A 17270-nucleotide genomic window follows, 5' to 3' on the forward strand; every position below is an offset into this window, starting at 1 on the left:
ATGTTGATAACAGCAAAATATACATTTCCTGCAAAAGGAAAATTGATACTTGGTTTATTATTAAGTATTTTTTTCAGTGTTATTGTTATTCTTAATCGGGATTTGGTTATCGATGATGCTTTTATAACATTTCAATACGCCAAAAATTTTGCAGAACATTTTAAACCTTGGTATAATCTAGATCCTTTTTATCAAGGAAATGGTCAAACAAGTGTTTTGTGGATGCTGGTTTTATCTGTTTTCAACGTATTTGGAATTGCTTCCGAAGATATTTTTTATATTCTTAATCTCATATTGGGATATGTTCTGATTTATCAATTCATCAATCATTTTTTTAAAACTAAAAACAGCATTATTGAAATTATTTTCAAAACTGTATTCTTAATATTTTTCTGTTTTTGGATGGGGCTTAATGCCACGCATGGTTTAGAATCTCTGGTATCTACCATGGTTCTTCTAATGTTCCTTAAAAACTGGAAAAATCCAAACAATTATTGGAGTTTGCTCATGCTTTTGGTACGTCCAGAATTTGGTGTTTATTTGGTGTTTTGGGTATTGGATTCAGATTTTAAACAAACCAAAACATTCGTTCGAAAACTCATACTTGCAGCAAGTTCCTTTGCTTTGATAGCTCTTTTTTATTTAAGTTTTTTTGATTATTACATTCCGCTTCCATTTATCTTGAAATCCCAAAGTACAGCTTATGGATTAGTTGGTGTTAAAGTATTTATTGGTTATTTATTGCTTTTTGCGCCTATTATTATCAGCCTTTTCAAAGAGAAACGATATCTTTTTTTAGCACCATTATTATTTTTTATATTTTACTATACATTCAGTATCAATAGCTATTCAGGAGGAATTTATGTTCGTTATTTCTTTCCGTTGATGGTTTATTTTTTATTTATCAATTTTAAAATTAAATTTAACAAATGGATTTTCGCATCTATTTGCATGCTTTCAATACTAAGAATGTTGGATTTAAGCTTTAACTTTTATGAAAATAAAAACAACGTCATCATTGATAATCAAGGTTTTGTAACCAGTTATGGTGAAATGACCAAACGCATCAAACCGACTGATAAAGTTCTTATTATGGATGCGGGACATGTCGCTTATTTCTCGGATGCCATGGTCTACGACGGACTTGGACTCAACGATGCTACAATGCTTCTAGCACGGAAAAATAAAGACAGTCTAGGTTACCGAAAATACGTCGAAAGTCGCAATATAAACATCGTAAGTGTTGTTTCTAGTGAGCCAGATCGTTTTGTGCCTCGCCATGATTCTACTTTCACCTATGAGAGTCTTCATCTAAAATCGAAAAAAATACTTTACGTTTTCCCTCTCGACAACCACTATTTTTTATTTGTTTATCAATATTAAGCTTTAGAATTCTGTAATTTTTAGTATTTTTAAAACTTAGAAACAGCATCACATTATGATTAATAAAACTGTAAAAAACGTAGAAGAAGCCTGTCATGACATTGATGACGGCGTAACAATTATGCTAGGAGGTTTCGGTCTTTGTGGCATTCCGGAAAATTGCATCGCCGAATTGGTTAAAAAGAATGTCAAGAATTTGACGTGTATTTCCAACAATGCTGGTGTTGACGATTTCGGGCTTGGACTATTGCTTCACCAAAAACAAATCAAAAAGATGATTTCGTCCTATGTTGGCGAAAACTCTGAATTTGAGCGTCAATTACTAAGTGGCGAATTGGAAGTTGACCTTATCCCACAAGGGACCTTGGCAACGCGTTGTATGGCCGCTGGATATGGGATGCCAGCCATCTACACGCCAGCTGGTGTTGGCACCGAAGTCGCGGAAGGCAAAGAGGTACGTAATTTTAACGGAAAAGATTATTTGTTAGAATATGCTTTCGATGCAGATTTTGCAATCGTAAAAGCTTGGAAAGGCGACACAGCCGGGAATTTGATTTTCCGTTCTACCTCGCGTAATTTTAATCCACTCATGGCAATGGCTGGCAAAACAACGATTGTCGAAGTGGAAGAATTGGTTGAAGCGGGCGCCTTGAATCCTGACGAAATACACACGCCAGGAATCTATGTCCATCGTATTTTCCAAGGAAAAAATTACGAAAAAAGAATCGAGCAAAGAACCGTTCGTAAAGCTTAATATTTTTTAAATTAAATAATACTATGAATTTAGGTGCATTTTCAATTAGTTTAAGTGTTAAACATCTTGAAACCTCCAAGTCTTTCTACGAAAACTTAGGTTTTGAAGTCTTTGCAGGTTCTTTGGAGCAACACTATCTCATCATGAAAAATGGGGATTGTCTTATCGGACTTTTCGAAGCTATGTTTAATGGAAATCTTTTGACCTTTAATCCGGGTTGGGATCAAAATGCGCAAAATATGGAAAACTGGGACGATGTGCGGACAATTGCTGAAAGTCTTGAGCAAAAAGGCCTGAACGTCAACAAACAAATCAGTACAGAATCTGGTCCAGGAAGTCTTAGTATTATCGATCCAGACGGCAATATGATTCTTATCGATCAACATCGTTCGTAATAATTTTTAAAATACAAAAAGCTTAGTTTCCACTAAGCTTTTGTTTTTTTATCAGGATCTTTTTTCTTTCGTCCAGCATTCATTAAACTTTGATGAATCAAAAATTCGATTTGACCATTCACACTTCGGAACTCGTCAGCAGCCCATTTTTCGATGAGTTTATAAGTATCTTCATCCATTCTTAATACAAAACTTTTTTTGCTCATTTTAATAACTTTAAAAGCATCAAAGCTTTTATTCTAAGCTTGATTAATTATACAATGTTCCGGCATTCAAAATAGGTTGTACTGCTTTTTCGCCACACAAAACCACCATAAGGTTGGACACCATCGCGGCTTTGCGTTCGTCATCCAAATCTACGATATTTTCCGCGGACAACTTTTTCAAAGCCAAATCTACCATGCCAACAGCCCCTTCCACGATTTTGGTTCTTGCTGCGACAATTGCCGTGGCTTGTTGTCTTTGCAACATTGCTCCAGCAATTTCTGATGCGTAAGCTAAGTGCGAAATTCTTGCTTCCTGAACGACAATTCCCGCTGGAGCCAGACGTTCTGTTAATTCTCTTTCCAAAATATGGTTAACATCTTCACCACCGCCACGCAATGTAATTGGCGCATTTTCGTCTTCTAAATTGTCGTAAGGAAAACTTACCGCCAAGTGTCGCACTGCAGCTTCACTTTGAGTTTTAACGTATTCTAAATAGCGTTCTACATCGAAAGCAGCTTTGTATGTATCGCCGACTTTCCAAACGATAACGGCACCTATTTCGATAGGATTTCCCATTTTATCGTTTACTTTAAGCGTTTGACCTTGCAGGTTTTCTGATCTAAGACTCATCCTTTGCGATGAATACAAGGGATTTATAAAGAATAATCCATTATCTTTTACCGATCCAACATATTTCCCAAAGAAATTAAGAACGCGCGAATGATTGGGCTGAATAATCATTAAACCTTTCATAAAGAAAAATGACAATAAGACCGCCAAAACAGCAATAACAGTCAAAAAAGGATTATAATCGATAGAATAGATAAACAATCCTATTCCTCCAAAAAATAAAACAAGGCTTATTAATAAAGCAATGTAACCAGACATGGGTTTTAAAACTTTTTCCATAGTATTAAAATTTTGATATTAATTTGATATCATAAAGATATAAAAATTTTAATTATAAAACAAAAAAAACGCTACAAGAGCGTTTTAAAACATTACAGCTTTATAAAACTATGTGATGTTACTTTATTTTTTGTTTTAATAATCAAAATATAATTTCCTTTCGGTAGAAAATCTACATTTATCGCAGAATCTCTCAGACTATCACTTTTTAAAATCTTACCTGATGTATCAAATATTTGATAATCAAAAATAAAATCAGCATTGCGCACATTAATTATGTTATTAACAAGACTCGGATAAATATTGATCGCCTTATTCTCAAAATCATGTGTTGACATGGTGGCACAATTATCCTGAACAAATGTACCCGATACAACTACAATACTATCATTACAATCTTTTTTTATCAGGTTAAATCCTGTATTAGCCTCAATATTAATTAGTGTAATATTATTGACAAAACCGTCCATAAAATCAAAGGATATCAACTGATTGTTTTTTACAAGAATGGTTTTTAACAATGGGTTATTACTAAATGTTATGTTTGACAAAATATTAGATTCTGCTGAAAACCAATTTAGCTTCGTAAGTCCTGACAAGTTAAGACTGGTCAATTGATTCCCATTGATGTGTATACGTTCTAGATTAATGTTTTGCGAAAAATTGAGATTGCTTAGCTGATTGTTAACCAAAAATAGACGTTGCAAATCTTTCAATTCTGACAAATCTATACTAGTCAATTGATTATCATTAATGTATACAATTTTAAGTTTAGAATTTGTTGGAAAGATAACTTCCGACAATTGGTTATTGTTAAGCTCCAAGTTGGTAAGATTGCTTAGTGATGAGATATCTAGCGTACCAACAAGTTTATTTTTTCGGAGATTAAGCGTTGTGAGTTTAGTATTTTGTGATAAGTCAATCTTGTTAAGATTAATCAAATCTCCAAGATTAAGCTCTGTTAAGTTGGTAAAATACTCGATACCTGTTGCATCATAAATATTAGGATAATTGGCGAGGTTTCTGATAGATGTTAGACTTTTTGCTTCATCTTGAGAAATTTGACTGTCCTTGTTGCTATCTACCGCAGGGTAAGCTTTGATAATTGCCGCTTTAAAGTTAGCATCTGGAAAGTTAATGATTTGCGCATTGGCAAGATTTGCGACCATAACAAAACCGCTGAGAATTGTAAAAAATCTCTTCATAAGTATAAAATTAAATTAGTTTAACTCCCGAAACCACAGGGATATACTCATAAAGAGTCTTTATGAAAAAACAAAAATGTTCTTCACCTTTATCCCCGAAAGTATCAACATTAGGCAGGTCTCCTGGCTTACATCTTGATGTCGTCCTTCCCAAATTTTTGTTCAGTGGACTCAAAAAATGACATCAAGTTTTTTAGTATACAGTTGCGGGTACAGCTCAGGTCTTTAACCTGATTCCCTTTTCATAAAGTAAAACTTTAACCTAATTGCTGCAAATATACGATAAATAAAGCTTTTTCTGGTAAAACAAAAAAAAGACACATCCGAAAATGTGCCTTTAATATATTTTAAATTATACAGAATTAAGGTTCTACATCTGTTCTTTCATCTTTTTTAATATGAAGACTTTGGTGGAGCTTCTTGTATTTAATATAAGAAACTAATGTTAAAGTCAACATAAATGCCAATCCAAGATATACCCAAAGTGGTATAGGAATCGCATCTCCTTTTGCATACGAGTGAAGTCCTGTCAAATAATAATTAACGCCGAAATAAGTCATCACCATAGAACAAAACGCAAACATGGTCATCACATGGAAAAGATGTCTTCCTCGTAATCCAGGAACCAATCTCATGTGTAAAACAAAAGCATAAACCATAATGGAGATAAACGCCCAAGTTTCTTTCGGGTCCCAGCTCCAATATCGCCCCCAACTTTCGTTAGCCCAAACACCACCTAAGAAGTTACCAACTGTTAAAGCCAACAGTCCTATTGTTAAAGACATTTCGCTGACAATAGCCAATTCTTTTATAGTCGTATCATTGTGTTTTTTGAAAATATTAGGCGTTGCTATGATATAGAAAAATAGTGATATAACAGCAATCAACATAGATAACGAGAAGAATCCATAACTGGATGTAATAATTGCCACGTGAACAATTAACCAGTAAGATTTAAGCACCGGAACCAAAGGGGTAATTTGTGGATCCAGAGCTGCCCCACCGTGGGCAAAACCCATCATAATAACCGCCACTAAGAATCCCGCTGCAGGAATCAAAGCATTTGAGTTTCTGTACAAGGCAAAACCTGCAGTAATACCAACCCAAGAAATAAAAATAATTGCTTCGTAGCCATTACTCCATGGTGCATGACCAGAAATATACCATCTTGCAATAAGACCTAAGAAGTGTAAAACATAACCAACGGCACCAAGATAAATTAAAGTTTTAACAACTTTATGCATAATTTTACTTGGTTTAAACAATTCTATAAATGCTAAAATTAACAGCAATCCTCCAAGAATAGTATAGAAAATCAACAACTTAAAGTTGATATCAATTTTGTTCATGAAAACTTCCAACTCAATTTTTGCATCTGGCGGAATAACTTGTTTTCCCCATTTGTGTTGATAAGCTTCAACTTTTGCAAGCTCTTGATCTGCTTTTTTCCAATCGTTATTTTGGGTTGCCATAAGAACCGATGACAAATATGGACCTAAAACTTCTTGCGCATTTTTATCTGCCTCAAAATCTGGCGTCATTACAGAATTCCATGTATGATTAGCATCGTTTTGAACAGGAATCGTACGGAAATATTGATAAGACATCAAAGCATTAAGCACCTGGACTTTATCATTAAGCTTGATAACGGCTTCATCGAATTTGCTCTTATCAACTGGTTTTTTGCGGAATGCTGCATTGTATTCGTCTTCTAGTACGAAACGTAAATTTCCGCTCGCATCCGCTGGGAATAATTTCACCAAACTCGTGAAACCTTCTGGCGTTGCTTTGGTAATTTTCGCTAAATCTTTCCCAACTTTTCCACGCGTTTCGATTTTAATAATGTTGACTTGCGCCCAGAACATTGGATCGATAATCGCCGCTAAAAACCATTGATCGGCATTAAGATGTTGGAAACTTCCTTTGCTTGTCAATTTATGCAAAATATCCAATGCCTGCGTATTAACTGGCTGGATACGACCTTCATAAGACTGTACCAACATGTGTCCAAACTTCTCGGCGTGATCGGGATCAATCTTAATATTTTTTACATAATCATCGGCAGACAACATTCCCGCACCAGCTTTTGGCTGTGGTGTTGGGCTTGTTTCAGAATTAGATTTTGGAGCAATCGCATGTTCTTTACTACCATCATTAACAGAATGTGTTTCGATGTTTTGTGCATTTAATCCTAAACTTAAAAACAATACAACAAGACTTGCCATTTTTGCTTTTTTCTTGCTGACATCGCGTAACATTTTGTTAAGATTCCAGAATCTGGAACCTTTCCAAAACATGGATACAAACATTCCTAAGAATAAAAATGCATATCCGATGTAGCTAAACAAAGTTCCCCAATAGTCATGGTTAACCGACAATACAGTTCCTCTTCTGTCAGGATCAAAACTTGCTTGAAAGAATCGGTAACCTTTATGATTAAGAACGTGGTTCATATATATTTTGTAAGGTGTTTCTTTGCCTTCGTCAACAATTTTCACATGCGACTCATAAGCAGACGGCGAAGAACTTCCTGGATAAGTCTCCATAACAAATTTGTCTAATTTTAATGCAAACGGTGTGTTATAAACTTTTGGCCCGAAACCAATCATCACATTCATACCATCCAAGGTAATTTGTTTATAAGCGTTGGGATTTCCTTTTTCTACCGAAAGATCGACTAACATTTTAGATTTTGGTCCTTGTACTTCCACCGTCAGTTGATCTGGAACATCTTTATCTTTCTGCTTGTCCCCTTCGTAGGCTGTAAGATTTCCTTTCATAACGCCTTCTGGAACAACCAAACGCAAATCATTAATAGTATAAAGACTTCTCAATGCCAATGGCTGGAATTTGTCTTTATGTGTGGAACCAGTCTCCTGCGTCGCCATTGTCATATATTGCGCATCTACCGGCGTTTTGATGTAAAGTGAGTCATTATTTCTTTGGAATTCAACAGCACCATCTATCGCGGTTCTGTTAAAACTCACCAAAGTTCCGTTGATATTTTGTACGTCACCTTCTGCCAAATAGATGTTTTGACGTCCGCCTTGATCATTTGTAGAAACGAGATGCAAATATTCTTTACCTTTCGGGGAAGCTGTGAGGCTGTCTTTTTTTCTTTGTAAAAAATGAACAGCTTTTACGGAAACTTCTTTTTCGTGAAAATTAAATTTAGCTTTCAAATCATAATGTAACGGCGACATCAGATAAGGAATATCTGGATAATGCAATTCTTCTCCTTTTTCTTCAATCTTAACTTTTAAGAAAGTTTTATCGGTGATAATTTCGTTACTGGTTTCGCCTTCACGGATGTGCATAATGCCTTCAAAACTAATATAACGTGTAATTGCACCTCCAATAAAAATTAAAATGAACGCAAGGTGAAATACCAGAACAGGCCATTTTTCGCGACGCAATAGTCGATAACGGGCGATGTTTCCTATAAAATTAAGAATCAGCAAAAACATAATGGCTTCAAACCATTTGGCTTCATAGATCAAAGCCTTTGCTGTTGGAGTTCCGTAATCGTTTTCAACAAACGTGGCAACCGCCATGGCTACTGCATACGCTAACAACAAAACCGCCATGGTACGCGTAGAAATCAGAATATCCTGAATTTTTTTCATAATAATCCTTTATAAAAGATAATTTTCCAAATCCAGAAACTCAAAAAAAAGCCTAGATTCGGTTAAGTGCAAAAATAGTGATGTTATTTAGAATAAATATATAAAATAAGATATTTATGACAATTCTCATAATTGATATTCGCTATTAAATAATGACATTCAATTCACAAAATAGATTAGACTTCAACAAAATCAATTTTATCAATCACAGAAGGCGAAATTATCTTTTTTTATGTTATTAAATCTTAAAAAACAAGCTAAAATACAACTTTAATCATAACTATTTTTATTAAATCTAAATAATATTTTTAATGTGGTTTAGACAAAAAATTATCGCATTTACTTTCAAATAATTGGAAATTTTCACTAATAAAGCGCTATATTTAGCTTCAAAATTCATTAAAAAAAGACTAAATTTGCAGGTTATTGACCACATCTATCAATGGAAAAAAGCAAACATACAAACACCGATTCTCAACCAAAAATCCTCTCCAAATCCCGAATTGTAACTGGCATCTTGTTTTTGTGCATCGCCGGAACCATGGCAATTGCCTTTGTCTCCTATCTGATGAACTGGAAAGCAGACCAGTCGCAGGCTGGCACGATGGGAGATCGACTTATTGAATCCTCGAATGTACTCGGCAAAGTCGGCGATTGGCTTGGTAATATTTTTATTTTTGAAAGTATTGGTATAGCCGCATTTATTATTTCATTTTTAATTATGGTTTTAGGCTTTGTCATCCTTAAGAAAAATTATTTCAAACCATGGAAAACCATTTCTCATAGCTTGTTTTTCATTTGTTGGTTACCCATTTTTTTAGGAGCTATTACCAAAGGCGATGGCGTGTGGAGCGGTGTTTATGGTTATCAAATTATGGATTACCTCCGTGCTTATGTAGGTTCTGTAGGCCTTTGGGTGATTATCCTCGTAAGCATTTTGCTCTATTTCGTTTTAGAATTTAATTTGAGACCGAGTAGCATCAAAAATAAATTTAATAAAATCAATGAAAATACCATTGGTAAGATTAAAGAAATGATGCCAAAGTCTGAAGAGAATTTTGATGCCGATGAAGAATTGGAAGAAGAAAAAACGACTCAAATCATCGAAGAAGAAAAGGAAACGCCAACTGAGTTACCCAAAATAAAAGTTACTGAGGACATACCAACTATTATTACGCCTAATAAGACAAGCTTTGACAATGTTGAAGAAAATCTTACTTCTAAAATTGAAGTTCCAGAAACGCTATCTTTAAAAATAGACAACGATATTCCTGCACATTCTTCGGCTGAAAATTCCACAAGTGCAAAAGCTAACGCAATAGAAAACAATGATATCGCTTTTAATATCGAGGTTAAAAAAGAAGAAATCCTAGATCCTGCTGATGAAAAATCAAAAGATTTGGTGAAAGAGTTCGGGCTGTACGATCATCGTTTAGAATTATCAAAATTCCAAATGCCTAGTGTTAACCTTCTTAATGAATATGGAAACGAAGAAATTACCATTAATAAAGACGAATTAGAAGAAAACAAAAATAAAATTGTCGGTCTTCTTAAAAACTTTAATGTTGGTATTGCAGAAATCAAAGCCACGATTGGTCCAACAGTAACACTGTACGAAATCGTCCCAGAAGCAGGGATTCGCGTGGCTCAAATTAAAAAATTACAAGACGATATTGCGCTTAATCTTTCCGCTTTGGGAATCCGTATTATTGCGCCAATGCCAGGGAAAGGTACGATTGGTATAGAAGTTCCAAGAAAAAATCCTACCATGGTGTCGATGCGTTCTGTAATAGGTTCGGCTAAGTTCCAAAATTCGGATATGGACCTTCCGGTGGTTTTTGGTAAGACGATTTCCAACGAAATCTTTATGGCTGACCTTTCCAAAATGCCTCACTTATTGATGGCTGGTGCGACAGGCCAAGGTAAATCTGTTGGTATCAATGCCATCTTAACGTCCCTACTTTACAAAAAACATCCTAGCGAATTGAAATTCGTTATGGTTGACCCGAAGAAAGTAGAACTTTCGCTTTATTCTAAAATAGAAAGACATTATTTGGCCAAACTTCCAGACGCGGAAGATGCGATTATTACAGATAATAATAAGGTAATTAACACGCTTAATTCACTTTGTATAGAAATGGATAATCGTTATGAATTGTTGAAAAATGCCTTCTGTAAAAACTTAAAAGAATACAATAAAAAATTCACAGAACGAAAACTAAATCCAGAAAACGGACATCGCTATTTGCCATATATCGTTTTAGTTGTTGACGAATTTGCAGATTTGATTATGACGGCTGGCAAAGAAGTTGAAGTTCCTATCGCTCGTTTGGCACAGCTTGCAAGAGCTATTGGTATTCACTTAATTGTTGCGACACAACGTCCGTCGGTTAACGTTATCACAGGTATGATAAAAGCCAACTTCCCAGCTCGCGCCGCTTTCCGAGTAATACAAAACACCGACTCCAGAACGATTTTGGACTCACCAGGCGCAGAACAATTGATTGGTAAAGGCGACATGCTTTATTTCAATGGCAACGAAATTACACGTCTGCAATGTGCTTTTGTCGATACGCCAGAAGTTGAAAAAATCGCAGAATTTATTGGAGAACAAAAAGGCTATGCAGATGCTTATCTTCTTCCAGAATACAGTGGTGAAGAGACTTCTTCAAATGTTGGAAGTTTTGATCCTAATGAAAAAGATCAACTTTTTGAAGACGCTGCGAGAATTATCGTATCCACGCAACAAGGTTCAACATCCATGTTACAGCGTCAGTTAAAATTGGGTTACAACAGAGCTGGAAGAATTATGGATCAGCTGGAAGCTTCGGGTGTTGTTGGCGGTTTTAATGGTGCTAAAGCCCGAGAAGTTTTGATATCGGACCTCAACAGTTTAGAACAATTTTTAGATAATTTAAGAAAATAAAAAACGCGGCAATCCGATTTTGGATTGCTGCGTTTCTTTAATACATTTAATCAAACTTTTACATTGAATAATTAAGTTTAAATTAAATACTAAAAAAGCGCATCAAAATCATTGATACGCTTTTTATTTTCTTCTTATTTATTTTTTAAGCTTCAAAAAAAGCTCTCAAATTTTCCAAGTTATTTTTGTCGCTTCCCGCAAATATTTGTTTATCGGTGATGAATACAGGACGTTTTAGAAAACTATAATGGTCGAGAATCAAATCTTTGAAATCTTTTTCACCCAATGACTTTGTATCGATTTCTCGCGCTTTTATTTGCGTTGACTTTTTGCTGAACAAGGCTTCATAAGAATTTGTCAACTTATACATTTCTGCCAATTCTTCTGTTGTTACTGGTTCCGATTTTATTTCGCGAAGTTCCCATCCGTTAAGGTCAAACTCTGCCATTATTTTCTTACAGGTTCCGCAAGTTTTAAGATAAAATACTTTTTTCATCATCAATAATGTTTATTTAAAATTTGAAAGTATTGGCTGGAAACTCTTTGTTAACTTCAATTTTAAAAATAGAAAGAACATAGTCGCTGTCTTTTTTTGGAGACGAAGATTCGATGCGGTAAGGCATCAAAATATTTCCTATTTTTTTATAGTCGTCGTAGGTAATGGTTTCGTCTTTTTTCATTTCTTTATAAAGCATAAATGTTTTAGCATCGAAATAATAAAGGGTTTTGTTAACATTTTTTGTCAACTCTATTTTAAAATATGTATTGTTTCCGATTTGTTCTTTTCCAAGAAGATTAGCTTCAAAACCTTTGTTTTCCCAATCTATAAAATCGTTGTCAAAACTCTCCGGAACATAGCTAGGATATTCTTGGATTTTGTTCTGCGCATAGTTCATCGCATAACCTTTTTTGCCGTCGTAACCTTCAACCGTTGTTTCTTTTTGATTAATCATAATCACGGTTTTGGTAAGATTGGGACGTTTTTGATAGATTTTGAAAGGATATTCGTCGTTAACGCCCAAAGTCACGCGACCTTGTAGCATTACAGAGTTTAGAAGTTTCCAGTTGGTAAGTCCGCCGGTTAACTCTATATTTTTGTCAATAATTTCTTTTGCTGTTTGTGCCTGAATAATGCACGATAAAACCACACCAAATACTAATAATAATCTCTTCATTAATTGCAATTAAAAGCCAAATATAAGTTTTTTTGAATGCTTACAAGTTTTGAAAATTATAAAACTTGTTAATTATGTCCAATTATCAGCTTTGCTTTCTCCAGATCCTCTGGCGTATCGATCCCAACGCCGACAAACTGGGTTTCTATTAGTTTAATTTTCATACCATATTCTAGATAGCGGATGCATTCTATTTTTTCCGAAATCTCTAGCGGCTTCATCGCTAATTTTGAAAATTTTATTAAAGCCTCTTTTCTGAAAGCATACACGCCAATATGCTTATAATAGTTGACGTCATAGCTTATTTCCCGATGATACGGAATTACAGAACGACTGAAATACAAGGCAAAACCATTGTTGTCGGTAATAACTTTTACGTTATTAGGGTTTTCAATTTCTGATTTTTCAGTGAGTTCGATTTTCAAAGAAGCCAAAGAAATTTCTTTGTGCGCATCGTTTTTAAACACCTCAATCAGTTGTTTTAAAGGTTCTAGTTTCAGAAAAGGTTCATCACCCTGAACATTGATAACGATGTCACAATCGATATTTTGTACCGCTTCCGCAATTCTGTCGCTTCCCGTTTCGTGTTCGCCCGTCATCACAGCTTTTCCACCGTTATTTTCAATTTCTTTAAAAATAATTTCGGAGTCTGTTGCAACAAAAACGTCTTCGAAAAGTCCTGTGGCAACAACATTTTCGTAAGTTGTCGTAATGATGCTTTTGTCCGCCAATTTTTCCATAAGTTTCCCAGGAAATCTTGTGGAATTATAACGCGCGGGAATAACAGCTATGATTTTCATAATTTTTTTTAAAATGTAACAGTGTAACAATTTGAGTTGATACTGCTACACTGCTATATTATTAGATTAAAGAAATAAGTGCTTTTTCAAGTTTCGGAAGCATTTCTTGGATTTCTTGAACGGAAACGCCACCTACCGAAGCGCGGAACCATGGCTCTGTCGTAGAACATCCAAAGGCCGAAAATGGTACAAAAGCGACGCCGCCTTCACGAATTAAATAAAATACCAAGTCCGAGGAAGATTCTATCGCTGTGCCATTCGGCATTTTTTTCCCAATATAATCCATCTTAATAGTAAGGTACATAGCGCCCATCGGCTGAATACTATCTACTTTTAGTCCTTTTTGTTTCAAATCCTGAATTGCGTTGTGCAGAACTTTTAAGCTGTTTTCTAATTCGCTTTTAAAATGATTAACAAAACGATTCAGTTCCGCAGTATTCTGGTAATAATTGGCGGTTGCTTCTTGCTCTGGTTTTGGTGCCCATGCGCCAATATGTGTATTGAGTGCTTTCATTTTATCGATAATAACAGAAGGGCCAAAACTCCAACCGACTCTAACGCCAGTTGCAGCAAGACTTTTGGAAATTCCGTCGACGAAAATGGTGTATTCTCTCAGTTCTGGAAATAAGGAAACTGGATTGAAATGCTCTTCACCAAAAGTCAAATTAGAATAAATCTGATCAAATAATAAATAAAGTGGTTTTTGATCTGCAGAACGACGTTTATTTTCTTCTAAAATCACTTCACAAATACCATATAATTGCACTTTCGTGAACATCGTCCCCGTAGGATTCAAAGGGGAACACAAAGATATAAGAACCGCTTCCGACACATAAGGTTTAATTTCTTCCGCAGTTGGTAAAAAGTTATTCTCTGGTTTTGTTTCCACTTCAATACCTTGCGCAGCAGTCAAGTAGGTATAATGGTTGTTATTCCACGACGGAACTGGATAAATTACTTTATCGCCTTCATCAACGATTGTTTTGTAAATCGCATAAATTAAAGGTCTTGCTCCCGCTGTAATCAAAATATCAGCCGGCGAATAGTCCAGATTCCAACGGTTTTTCAAATCCTCGGAAACGGCTTTTCTCAAAGATAAAATTCCGTTAGCTGGTGGGTAATTGGTCTGGTGGTTTTTATAAGCTTTTTCAATTTCTTTTTCCAATAATTCGGGAATTGGGTACAGCTGCGAGTTAAGATCGCCGATGGTAAGATTAGCGATTTTGGCGCCATTTGCCTTCATATCGTTAACTTCGTTACCAATTTTTACAATTTCGGAACCGATTAAGTTGGTAGCTAATTTTGAAACTTTCATTTTGCTTTTTAGGTATTTAGATTTATTCGTATCAGAATTTTTAATTCTATTTTTTAAGAAGAAAACTTCTATAATTTTCCGATTATAAAGTTATAAAAAACAAAAATTCGGGACTTCAAAAAAATCCCGAATTTGATATTAATTGAGATTTAAGCTCGATTTTACGGCGTCAATCTTTGCTTCTAATCGTGGAAGCTTTTCTACAAAATCTGCTTCTGAACTGATGCTGTCTTTCACAGAAACATAGAATTTAATCTTAGGTTCTGTCCCGGAAGGTCGCACACAAACTTTCGTTCCGTCTTGTGTATAGTATATCAAAACATTGGATTTTGGAATGTCATCCATCACGTTTTTCGCGTTTTTGGAAACGACAAAACAAGTTTGCTCTTTAAAATCTTTAATTTCTTCAACCAATGAACCTGCAATTTCTTTCGGTGGATTTTCGCGGAAGTTTTTCATCATATTCTGAATTTCTTCTGCACCTTCGCGCCCTTTTCTAACAACGTTAACAAGTCCTTCGAAATACAAGCCTAAGTCTTGGTAAATCTCGATCATATATTGATACATCGTTTTACCATTGGCTTTGCACCAAGCTGCGATCTCGCAAGCTAACAAAATAGAACCACAAGAATCTTTGTCGCGAACGAAATCTCCTGTCATAAATCCAAAACTCTCCTCGCCTCCACAAACAAATTTTTCTTTGCCTTCGAAATCGCGAATCATCTTACCAATCCATTTGAAACCTGTAAGACCAACTTTGCAATCAACCCCGAATTTTTGAGCGATATCAAAGAAAATATCAGAAGTAACAATAGTAGAACCTATGAATTCTTTTCCCGTAATTTTCCCTTGTTTTTTCCATTGATCTAAGATATAATACGTGAGAATTGTATTGGTTTGGTTTCCGTTTAATAATTGAATTTCATTATCTAAATTTCGTACAGCAATTCCCAATCTATCACCGTCTGGATCGCAACCAATCACGATATCGCCATTGGTAATTTTTGCTAAATCCATTGCCATTTCCAAGGCTGCTGGTTCTTCTGGATTCGGAGATTCCACCGTTGGGAAATTTCCACTCGGAATCATCTGCTCTGTCACCAAATCAACTTTTGTAAAACCCGCTTTTTTCAAGGCTTTCGGAATGGTTGTGTAAGTTGTTCCATGAATAGAAGTGAAAACAATATTCAGATTGTCGCGACCAATATTTTGATACAGCGAGTTTTGCATACAAGCATCGATATAAACATCGTCTTGCTCTTCACCAATCCATTCGATTAAATCATCGTTTCCATTAAATTTAATTTGATCAAACTGCGTTGCATAAACTTCTTTAATAATATTCTCATCATCTGGAGGAACCACTTGCGCACCATCATTCCAATAGACTTTATAACCATTGTATTCTGGTGGATTATGAGAAGCCGTCAACACAATTCCTGCATTACATTTTTTATCACGAACAGTGAAAGACAATTCTGGCGTTGGTCTGTGATTTTTGAATAGTAAAACCTTGATGCCGTTGGCAGTCAAAACATCCGCTACCAGTTTCCCGAACTCCTTTGAATTGTTACGAACGTCATACGCGATAGCCACTTTTATGTCTTGATTCGGAAACTGCTGGTGAAGGTAATTTGCCAAACCTTGCGTCGCTTGCCCTAGCGTATATTTGTTAAGACGATTGGTCCCAACGCCCATTATTCCGCGCATTCCACCAGTACCAAATTCGAGTTCTCGGTAAAAAGAATCTTCTAAATCTGGCGCGTTCGCATCGATAAGTTCTTGTACTTTCTCTCTCGTTTCTGCGTCAAATATATCTGTTAGCCACAATTGTGCTTTTTCTAATGTTGTCATCTGTTATTATGTTTTAGTTTAGAACTTTATTTTGCATAGTTGCCTTTTCGGTCACTTTTATTTTTTTTGAAGGATTGCCGTAATATACCAATTTGCTGGTATCGGTCACGCTTCCTTTTATTTCTTCATCGACATTTACTTCTGTATAAGTATTATTTTTCGCGTCCAATTCTAGACTATTAACAAACCAATAAGGCGAAATAATACTGGCTGTATCAGCCGTTTTCACATAAGCTAAATCTGATTTTCCTAAAAGATTGGCGCGGCTTTTTTGGGTCATATTAACCCAAGCTTTCTGCGAAATAACCGCTCCTATGAATTTGGATTGGTCTTGGAGTGTGAGTTTAAAATCATTCACTTTCATTTGGCTCGAGATGTTAAGTTCTACAGAATCAGCAAGTTTAACATCGTCAAAAGGATGTTTTCCATAAATGGTTAAGTTATAAAAACCGATTTTTTCCGTAGGACGTTTTTCTTTGATATTCAGAACTTTATTAGACACATTGATTTCTAAATTATCAAAAAAATTGGGTGTGGTCTCAACAGTTACAAAATTGTGAGGGCTTTCCACATAAAAAAGTCTGAATTTACCTTTTGCATCCAATTTGTCAAACTCCGACAATTCCACATCTTTTGCAACAATATCACCTTTCGGTTCAATATTTCCACACGATACCAATGTTAGCATTGACAACATTAAAACGACAAAATTTTTCATGAA

14 protein-coding genes and 1 riboswitch are annotated in these 17270 nt (G+C 35.3%); of the genes, 4 read left to right on the forward strand and 10 right to left on the reverse strand.

The features are described from left to right. The 3 genes from G6R40_RS04160 to G6R40_RS04170 are packed head-to-tail and all read left to right on the forward strand — an operon-like array spanning position 1 to position 2532. Complete coding sequence (locus tag G6R40_RS04160; RefSeq protein WP_165131941.1) at positions 1–1383, forward strand: hypothetical protein; 1383 nt, start codon at positions 1–3, stop codon at positions 1381–1383. A gap of 55 nt (positions 1384–1438) precedes the next feature. Continuing rightward, positions 1439–2137 carry a CoA transferase subunit A gene (locus tag G6R40_RS04165; RefSeq protein WP_165131944.1) on the forward strand — a complete coding sequence of 233 codons (699 nt, stop codon included), beginning with the start codon at positions 1439–1441 and terminating at the stop codon, positions 2135–2137. A 23-nt stretch (positions 2138–2160) separates the two neighbouring features. Further along, the gene (locus G6R40_RS04170) at positions 2161–2532 is read left to right on the forward strand and encodes a VOC family protein (RefSeq protein WP_165131947.1); all 372 of its coding nucleotides are present in this window, start codon (positions 2161–2163) and stop codon (positions 2530–2532) included. Positions 2533–2564: 32 nt separating this feature from the next. Here the strand turns inward: G6R40_RS04170 and G6R40_RS04175 are convergent, their stop codons facing one another. The 4 genes from G6R40_RS04175 to ccsA all read right to left on the reverse strand — a co-directional run bounded on the left by G6R40_RS04175 (position 2565) and on the right by ccsA (position 8479). Beyond that, positions 2565–2738 (reverse strand): Arc family DNA-binding protein, encoded by a 174-nt coding sequence (locus G6R40_RS04175; protein ID WP_165131949.1) that lies wholly within the window; start codon positions 2736–2738, stop codon positions 2565–2567. 43 nt (positions 2739–2781) lie between these two features. Then, positions 2782–3648 (reverse strand): SPFH domain-containing protein, encoded by an 867-nt coding sequence (locus G6R40_RS04180; RefSeq protein ID WP_165131952.1) that lies wholly within the window; start codon positions 3646–3648, stop codon positions 2782–2784. Between the two features lie 92 nt (positions 3649–3740). Beyond that, positions 3741–4853 carry a T9SS type A sorting domain-containing protein gene (locus G6R40_RS04185; protein ID WP_165131954.1) on the reverse strand — a complete coding sequence of 371 codons (1113 nt, stop codon included), beginning with the start codon at positions 4851–4853 and terminating at the stop codon, positions 3741–3743. A gap of 95 nt (positions 4854–4948) precedes the next feature. Beyond that, positions 4949–5134, reverse strand: a riboswitch (cobalamin riboswitch). Between the two features lie 81 nt (positions 5135–5215). After that, entirely contained in the window at positions 5216–8479 is a 3264-nt protein-coding gene (ccsA, locus tag G6R40_RS04190; RefSeq protein WP_165131957.1) for a cytochrome c biogenesis protein CcsA, read from the reverse strand. Between the two features lie 442 nt (positions 8480–8921). Here ccsA and G6R40_RS04195 point away from each other — a divergent pair, with 442 nt between their 5' ends. After that, positions 8922–11405, forward strand: a complete 2484-nt coding sequence (locus G6R40_RS04195; RefSeq protein ID WP_165131960.1) for an FtsK/SpoIIIE family DNA translocase — start codon at positions 8922–8924, stop codon at positions 11403–11405. A 145-nt stretch (positions 11406–11550) separates the two neighbouring features. On the opposite strand, the gene G6R40_RS04200 is transcribed toward G6R40_RS04195, so the two are convergent. From G6R40_RS04200 to G6R40_RS04225, 6 genes are all read right to left on the reverse strand, one after another. Next, the gene (locus G6R40_RS04200) at positions 11551–11901 is read right to left on the reverse strand and encodes an arsenate reductase family protein (protein WP_165137509.1); all 351 of its coding nucleotides are present in this window, start codon (positions 11899–11901) and stop codon (positions 11551–11553) included. A gap of 16 nt (positions 11902–11917) precedes the next feature. After that, complete coding sequence (locus tag G6R40_RS04205) at positions 11918–12580, reverse strand: histidine kinase (RefSeq protein WP_165131963.1); 663 nt, start codon at positions 12578–12580, stop codon at positions 11918–11920. A gap of 68 nt (positions 12581–12648) precedes the next feature. Next, the gene (gene kdsB, locus G6R40_RS04210; RefSeq protein WP_165131966.1) at positions 12649–13380 is read right to left on the reverse strand and encodes a 3-deoxy-manno-octulosonate cytidylyltransferase; all 732 of its coding nucleotides are present in this window, start codon (positions 13378–13380) and stop codon (positions 12649–12651) included. A 61-nt stretch (positions 13381–13441) separates the two neighbouring features. Continuing rightward, a complete protein-coding gene (locus G6R40_RS04215) occupies positions 13442–14695 on the reverse strand; it encodes a pyridoxal phosphate-dependent aminotransferase (RefSeq protein WP_165131969.1) in 1254 nt (417 codons plus the stop codon). A gap of 138 nt (positions 14696–14833) precedes the next feature. Then, positions 14834–16549 carry a phospho-sugar mutase gene (locus G6R40_RS04220; protein WP_165131972.1) on the reverse strand — a complete coding sequence of 572 codons (1716 nt, stop codon included), beginning with the start codon at positions 16547–16549 and terminating at the stop codon, positions 14834–14836. A 13-nt stretch (positions 16550–16562) separates the two neighbouring features. Next, positions 16563–17267, reverse strand: a complete 705-nt coding sequence (locus G6R40_RS04225) for a GIN domain-containing protein (RefSeq protein ID WP_165131975.1) — start codon at positions 17265–17267, stop codon at positions 16563–16565. Between the last annotated feature and the right edge of the window lie 3 nt (positions 17268–17270).

The sequence above is a fragment of the Chryseobacterium sp. POL2 genome (assembly GCF_011058315.1).
GTDB lineage: Bacteria > Bacteroidota > Bacteroidia > Flavobacteriales > Weeksellaceae > Soonwooa.

Bases quoted from the DNA above. Each gene is read 5' to 3' on its own strand.
- G6R40_RS04160 (WP_165131941.1), top strand. From the start codon at position 1: ATGTTGATAACAGCAAAATATACATTTCCTGCAAAAGGAAAATTGATA.
- G6R40_RS04165 (WP_165131944.1), top strand. From the start codon at position 1,439: ATGATTAATAAAACTGTAAAAAACGTAGAAGAAGCCTGTCATGACATT.
- G6R40_RS04170 (WP_165131947.1), top strand. From the start codon at position 2,161: ATGAATTTAGGTGCATTTTCAATTAGTTTAAGTGTTAAACATCTTGAA.
- G6R40_RS04175 (WP_165131949.1), bottom strand. From the start codon at position 2,738: ATGAGCAAAAAAAGTTTTGTATTAAGAATGGATGAAGATACTTATAAA.
- G6R40_RS04180 (WP_165131952.1), bottom strand. From the start codon at position 3,648: ATGGAAAAAGTTTTAAAACCCATGTCTGGTTACATTGCTTTATTAATA.
- G6R40_RS04185 (WP_165131954.1), bottom strand. From the start codon at position 4,853: ATGAAGAGATTTTTTACAATTCTCAGCGGTTTTGTTATGGTCGCAAAT.
- ccsA (WP_165131957.1), bottom strand. From the start codon at position 8,479: ATGAAAAAAATTCAGGATATTCTGATTTCTACGCGTACCATGGCGGTT.
- G6R40_RS04195 (WP_165131960.1), top strand. From the start codon at position 8,922: ATGGAAAAAAGCAAACATACAAACACCGATTCTCAACCAAAAATCCTC.
- G6R40_RS04200 (WP_165137509.1), bottom strand. From the start codon at position 11,901: ATGAAAAAAGTATTTTATCTTAAAACTTGCGGAACCTGTAAGAAAATA.
- G6R40_RS04205 (WP_165131963.1), bottom strand. From the start codon at position 12,580: ATGAAGAGATTATTATTAGTATTTGGTGTGGTTTTATCGTGCATTATT.
- kdsB (WP_165131966.1), bottom strand. From the start codon at position 13,380: ATGAAAATCATAGCTGTTATTCCCGCGCGTTATAATTCCACAAGATTT.
- G6R40_RS04215 (WP_165131969.1), bottom strand. From the start codon at position 14,695: ATGAAAGTTTCAAAATTAGCTACCAACTTAATCGGTTCCGAAATTGTA.
- G6R40_RS04220 (WP_165131972.1), bottom strand. From the start codon at position 16,549: ATGACAACATTAGAAAAAGCACAATTGTGGCTAACAGATATATTTGAC.
- G6R40_RS04225 (WP_165131975.1), bottom strand. From the start codon at position 17,267: ATGAAAAATTTTGTCGTTTTAATGTTGTCAATGCTAACATTGGTATCG.